The sequence below is a fragment of the Protofrankia sp. Cr2 genome, assembly GCF_963555885.1.
GTDB lineage: Bacteria > Actinomycetota > Actinomycetes > Frankiales > Frankiaceae > Protofrankia.
In genome coordinates, this window is record NZ_CAUVXG010000065.1 from 20,352 (window position 1) to 25,274 (window position 4,923).

General features: G+C 68.6%; 5 protein-coding genes. 3 read left to right on the plus strand and 2 right to left on the minus strand.

Annotation, left to right across the window (positions count from 1 at the left end):
* On the minus strand, nucleotides 1-642 hold a 642-nt coding region (locus tag U9978_RS20975), incomplete at its 3' end, for an aminotransferase class III-fold pyridoxal phosphate-dependent enzyme (protein WP_322762854.1).
* Nucleotides 643-1,242: 600 nt separating this feature from the next.
* Between U9978_RS20975 and U9978_RS20980 the strand changes: the two genes are divergently transcribed.
* From U9978_RS20980 to U9978_RS20990, 3 genes are read left to right on the plus strand one after another with little or no spacing between them, the layout of a single operon-like run.
* Nucleotides 1,243-2,004 (plus strand): PadR family transcriptional regulator, encoded by a 762-nt coding sequence (locus U9978_RS20980; protein ID WP_322762855.1) that lies wholly within the window; start codon nucleotides 1,243-1,245, stop codon nucleotides 2,002-2,004.
* A 54-nt stretch (nucleotides 2,005-2,058) separates the two neighbouring features.
* Entirely contained in the window at nucleotides 2,059-3,222 is a 1,164-nt protein-coding gene (locus U9978_RS20985) for an ATP-binding cassette domain-containing protein (protein ID WP_322762856.1), read from the plus strand.
* Nucleotides 3,222-4,172 carry an ABC transporter permease gene (locus tag U9978_RS20990; protein WP_322762857.1) on the plus strand — a complete coding sequence of 317 codons (951 nt, stop codon included), beginning with the start codon at nucleotides 3,222-3,224 and terminating at the stop codon, nucleotides 4,170-4,172. Before U9978_RS20985 ends, U9978_RS20990 begins: the two co-directional genes overlap by 1 nt.
* A 244-nt stretch (nucleotides 4,173-4,416) precedes the next feature.
* Here U9978_RS20990 and U9978_RS20995 read toward each other — a convergent pair.
* The coding region (locus U9978_RS20995) for an HNH endonuclease signature motif containing protein (protein ID WP_322762858.1) at nucleotides 4,417-4,923 on the minus strand (507 nt) is incomplete at its 5' end.

A 4,923-nucleotide genomic window follows, 5' to 3' on the forward strand; every position in this document is an offset into this window, starting at 1 on the left:
CGCCGCTGCGGCCTCGGTGATGACAGCGGCAATCTCGCCGGGATACTCGGCGAACGCCGTCTCGACCGAACCCAGATCGTTGTAGGGCACCACGATCGTGTCCGCGGCGGTGGCGCTGGTGACACCCGGAGTGTCCGGTAGGCCAAGGGTGGCCACGCCCGATCCGGCGGCGGCAAGCAGCGCGTCGACATGACCATGGTAGCAGCCGGCGAATTTTATGATCTTCGAGCGCCGGGTGAAGGCCCGCGCAAGCCGCAACGCGCTCATGGTGGCCTCGGTCCCCGAATTGACCAGCCGGACCTGCTCGACCGGTGCCACCCTTGACACGATCTCTTCGGCCAGGTCGACCTCGCCCGGGCTCGGCGTGCCGAAGCTCGTGCCCCGCGACGCCGCCACCGCAAGGGCCTCGACGACCGCCGGGTGGGCGTGACCCAGGATCATCGGACCCCAGGAACAGATCAGGTCGACGTACCGGCGACCGTCCGCGTCGGTGAGGTACGCACCATCCCCGGACACCATGAAGCGCGGTGTGCCGCCCACCGCTCGAAACGCCCGAACCGGCGAGTTGACCCCACCAGGGATGACTCGCTGTGCGCGACGGAACAACTCCTGGGAGGCCGGAGCCTCGGATCCGACTGGCATGTCACCGATCCTCGCAGGTCCACACCGCACCTCGCCGATGCGCCCGCGTCGTAACCTTCTGCGACTGATCGGGTAGGAGCCGCCGGTGGGCGGGGGTTGACCCAGCCGCCCACCGGCGGCAGTTCGGTGCGCGGAACACCAACCGCATGGAGGGCCGAAGGGCATGCAACGATCGTCAGATCGCGCGCCCGGAGGCCCGTAGTCCCCGGATGCCGTAGTCCCCGGAGCACCGGCGGCTGGAAGCCGGCGCGGGTGCGCCGCCGAGCCCACCCGCGCCGGAGGTGTCACGACGCACTTGTGAGCATGACGCAGCCAGCCGCGCGGCGCTCGGCGTAGAGCGTCACGCGACCGGTGTGTCCGGTTGTTGCCACACCAGGCGGCACCTGCGTTCACGGCTTCGGTCTCTTCGTGCTGACGCGCCCCTGAAGCTTTTCGAGAGTCGGCCGCCTGGTCCAGCGAACACGCCGTTGTGGCGACCCGGTGGCCGTCAACTGCGGCCGATGGTGGCCGCTGACCGCTGAAGGTAGCCGTCCGATTGACAGTCAGCGCTCAACTCCCGGATACTCGTGTACGAGTACTCGGCGCCAGGATGGTGAGGGCATGGCTCGTCAACGAACAGCAAACATGTTGGCACTGGCCGTGCTTGCATTGCTCAACGAACGACCCATGCATCCGTATGAGATGTCAACTACGATGCGTGAGCGGCACAAGGAACACAGCATCAAGCTGACCTACGGCTCGCTCTACACCGTGGTGGACTCGCTGGCCCGTGGCGGGTACATCGCGGCCCGGGAGACCGTTCGCGAAGGCCGACGGCCGGAACGGACCATCTACGAGATCACCGCATCCGGCCGGACCGAACTCTACGACTGGATGTCCGAGCTTGTCAGCACTCCCGTCAAGGAGTACCGGCGCTTCGAGGCGGCGCTGTCCATGCTGCCTGTGCTCACACCCGACGACGCCGTCCGACTGCTCACCGAACGCCGCAGCCGGCTCATGCTCCAGATCGAGCACACCCGCGCGGGTGAGGCCTTCGCTGTCCGCGAAGGGCTGCCCCGGCTGTTCACGTTGGAGACCGAGTACGTCAACGCGCTGGCCGAGGCCGAGCTCCGCTACGTGGACGAACTCATCCGGGCGATCTCCGGACGGACCCTGGACGGCATCCATATCTGGGATGCGATCCACACCCGCGAGACCGACCCGGAAAGGATCCGCGACATCGTGGTCCGCGCACTGCAGGCCGGTGGCCACACGGGAGTCGCGGCCGACTCCGTCCTGAACACGACTGAACGGGCGATCGCCGCGCAGGTCAGCCCGGCCACTCCCGAAACGGACGGCTCCGCGCAGTCGTCCCAGTTGTGAACCGCCACGTTCGTCACCCGTCAGCCCACAGGTTCAGGAACGTCAGGGGGACCGATGACCTCAGATCTGGCTCCGGCGCAGGCCGCGCAGCCGTCCGGCAGCTCCACGGCAACGCCGGCCCCGCCAGCCGACCGGGTCGAGCCCACGATCCAGGCATCCGACCTGGTCAAGACCTACCGAGGTGGTGTTCGGGCACTGGATGGCCTGAGCTTCAGCGTCGCGCCCGGCACTGTGTTCGGCCTGCTGGGACCCAACGGTGCCGGCAAGTCCACCACCGTGAAGATCCTCACCACGCTGTCGCGTCCTGACTCCGGTACGGCCACGGTCGCCGGGCTCGACATCCTCGCCCATCCCGGCCAGGTACGGCAGGCGATCGGGGTTGTCACGCAGCGTTCCGGTATCGATCTGGAAGCAACCGGACGGGAGAACATCGCGCTCGCGGCCCATCTGCACGGGCTTTCCCGCGCAGGCATGGCCACCCGGGTCACCGACCTGCTCCAACGATTCGAGCTGACCCAGGCCGCCGACCGGCCGGCACGCACCTACTCCGGCGGCATGCTTCGAAAACTCGACGTCGCCGTCGGCCTGGTGCATCGGCCCAGCGTGCTGTTCCTCGACGAACCCACCACCGGGCTCGATCCGCACGCACGCGCACAGATGTGGGACGAAATCGGTTCACTCGCGGCGGACGGGCTGACGATCCTGCTCACCACCCACTACCTGGAGGAGGCCGACCGGCTGGCATCCAAGGTCGCCATCATCGATGACGGCCGCATCCTCGTCGAAGGCAGTCCGGACGAGCTCAAGAGCGAGCTGCGTGGTGACGCCGTCCATCTGGAGCTCGCGGCCGTTGCCGACACCGCTCTCGCCGACCGGGTCACCACGGCTCTGAACGAGGTCCCCGGGGTCAGCGAAACCACGGTGGACGGCCGGGAGGTCCACAGCCGGGTGGCCGACGGCGCGTCGTCGCTGCCCGCCGTTTTCGCCGCTCTCGATCGGGTGGACGTCACCGTCATCGCAGCGACGATCGCCCGACCGTCGCTGGACGACGTCTACCTACGCCATGTCGGCCACCGCTTCGTGGCCACCGGCGAGGCTGGTCCACGGGCCGACAATGCTGCTCCGCGCGCGGACGATGCTGCTCCGCGCGCGGACGATGCCGGCGAAAAGGGCACCCGGGGCAAGGGTGTCCAAGCACAGAAGAAGGAAGTGGCGTGATGTCAGGCACTACGGACACCACCGACAACGCCGGCACCGCTGCCCATCCCGACAGCGCGGTCGCCGGCGCCGGTACCAGCACGGCTATCGCGGACAGCACGACCCGGCCCGGCCTGTCGACGGACATTCCGGTACCCCGGCCGGGATCGGTGCCGGCACCGGCGACTGAGTACGCGGCCTCCGCAGGCCGCCAGCTGCGGTGGTTGACCGTACGGCACCTGCGCGCCATGCTGCGCCAGCCGGCATACCTGGCGATCACGATCGTGCAGGCCGTCGTCTGGCTGCCCCTGTTCGGCTCGCTGTTCCGCCGCGTCGTCGATGTTCCCGGCTTCGGCGGCGGGTCCTACTTCGATTTCCTGACCCCGGGCGTCGTGGTGATGAGCGCCCTGTTCTCGGCCGGCTGGTCCGGGATGAGGGTCATCGTCGACATCGATCGCGGCGTGATGGATCGGATGCTCACGTCCCCGGTCCGGAAGTCGGCACTGATCAGTAGCGCGCTCGTCTACCAGGCGGTCGTCACCGCCATCCAGTCGATCATCATCATGCTGCTCGGCTGGGCCGTCGGGACCCACTACCGCAACGGACTGGTCGGCCCGGCCGTCCTGCTCAGCGCCGCGTCGCTCGTCGCGGTCACGGTCGCAGCCTTCTCACACGCGCTGGCCCTGATCGTGCGCAAGGAGGACGCCCTGATCGCGGCGGTGAACTTCGCCATCCTGCCATTGACGTTCATGTCATCAGCCATCATGGCCCGCAACCTCATGCCCGGATGGATGCAGGTCATCGCGCGGGTCAACCCGGTGGACTGGGCGGTCAGCGCCGCCCGCGAGGCCGGCTCGACCGACCCGGACTGGCTGACGGTCAGCATCTATCTGTGCTGCCTCACCGCGCTGGCAACGATGGCCGGGATGCTCGCCACCCGCGCCTTCGACGCCTACCGCCGCTCCCTGTAGGACGACCTGGTTTTTCTTCGATGGGACGTTCCCCTGATCTGGCCGCTTCCGCGGGTACCCGTCCCAATGGGGCCGAAGGGCGCGCGATCATGATTCGCGTCGCGCGCCCGGAGGCCCCAGCCCCCGTCTTTCACCACGCCTGACGACAAACCACGTTCGTGAGCCGACGGGGCTTCACCCCGCTATACGAGCGAGGGCAGGTCCTCGCGGGCACCGACGCAGAGACGGACGCGATCAGCCGACATCAGGGAACACTCCCGAAGAGATCGTCGCCGGGGCCGTCCTGTGTGCCGGGGCCGGTCCACGTTTCATGGCCGGTCCAGGTGTTGTGGAGGGTGCGGCGGTAGGGGTTGCGTCGGGGGGTGCGGGTTGGGTCGATCCATCCCGGGGGGATCCATGCGGGGATGCCGTCGGCGCCGATCTGTACGTGCCAGTCGCTGTGGTGGAGTGTTCGGTGGTGTTGGCCGCAGGTCAACACCAGGTTGTTCAGGGCGGTGTGGCCGCCTTGGGACCATTCGATGATGTGGTGGGCTTCGCACCAGCCCGGCGGCCGGTCACAGCCCGGGTAGGTGCAGCAGCGGTCGCGGGCGATCAGGGCGCGGCGCAGCGCGGGGGGCACGATCCGTTGGGTGCGGCCGACGTCCAACGGCACCCCGGCGGGGTCCAGCAGCAGTCGGACGAGTTCGGCGTCGCACAGGAGCCGGGCCAGGACGGTGGCGGGTAGGGGGAGGCCCCAGCCGTTGTCCGCGGG

Bases quoted from the DNA above. Each gene is read 5' to 3' on its own strand.
- U9978_RS20990 (WP_322762857.1), top strand. From the start codon at position 3,222: ATGTCAGGCACTACGGACACCACCGACAACGCCGGCACCGCTGCCCAT.
- U9978_RS20980 (WP_322762855.1), top strand. From the start codon at position 1,243: ATGGCTCGTCAACGAACAGCAAACATGTTGGCACTGGCCGTGCTTGCA.
- U9978_RS20985 (WP_322762856.1), top strand. From the start codon at position 2,059: ATGACCTCAGATCTGGCTCCGGCGCAGGCCGCGCAGCCGTCCGGCAGC.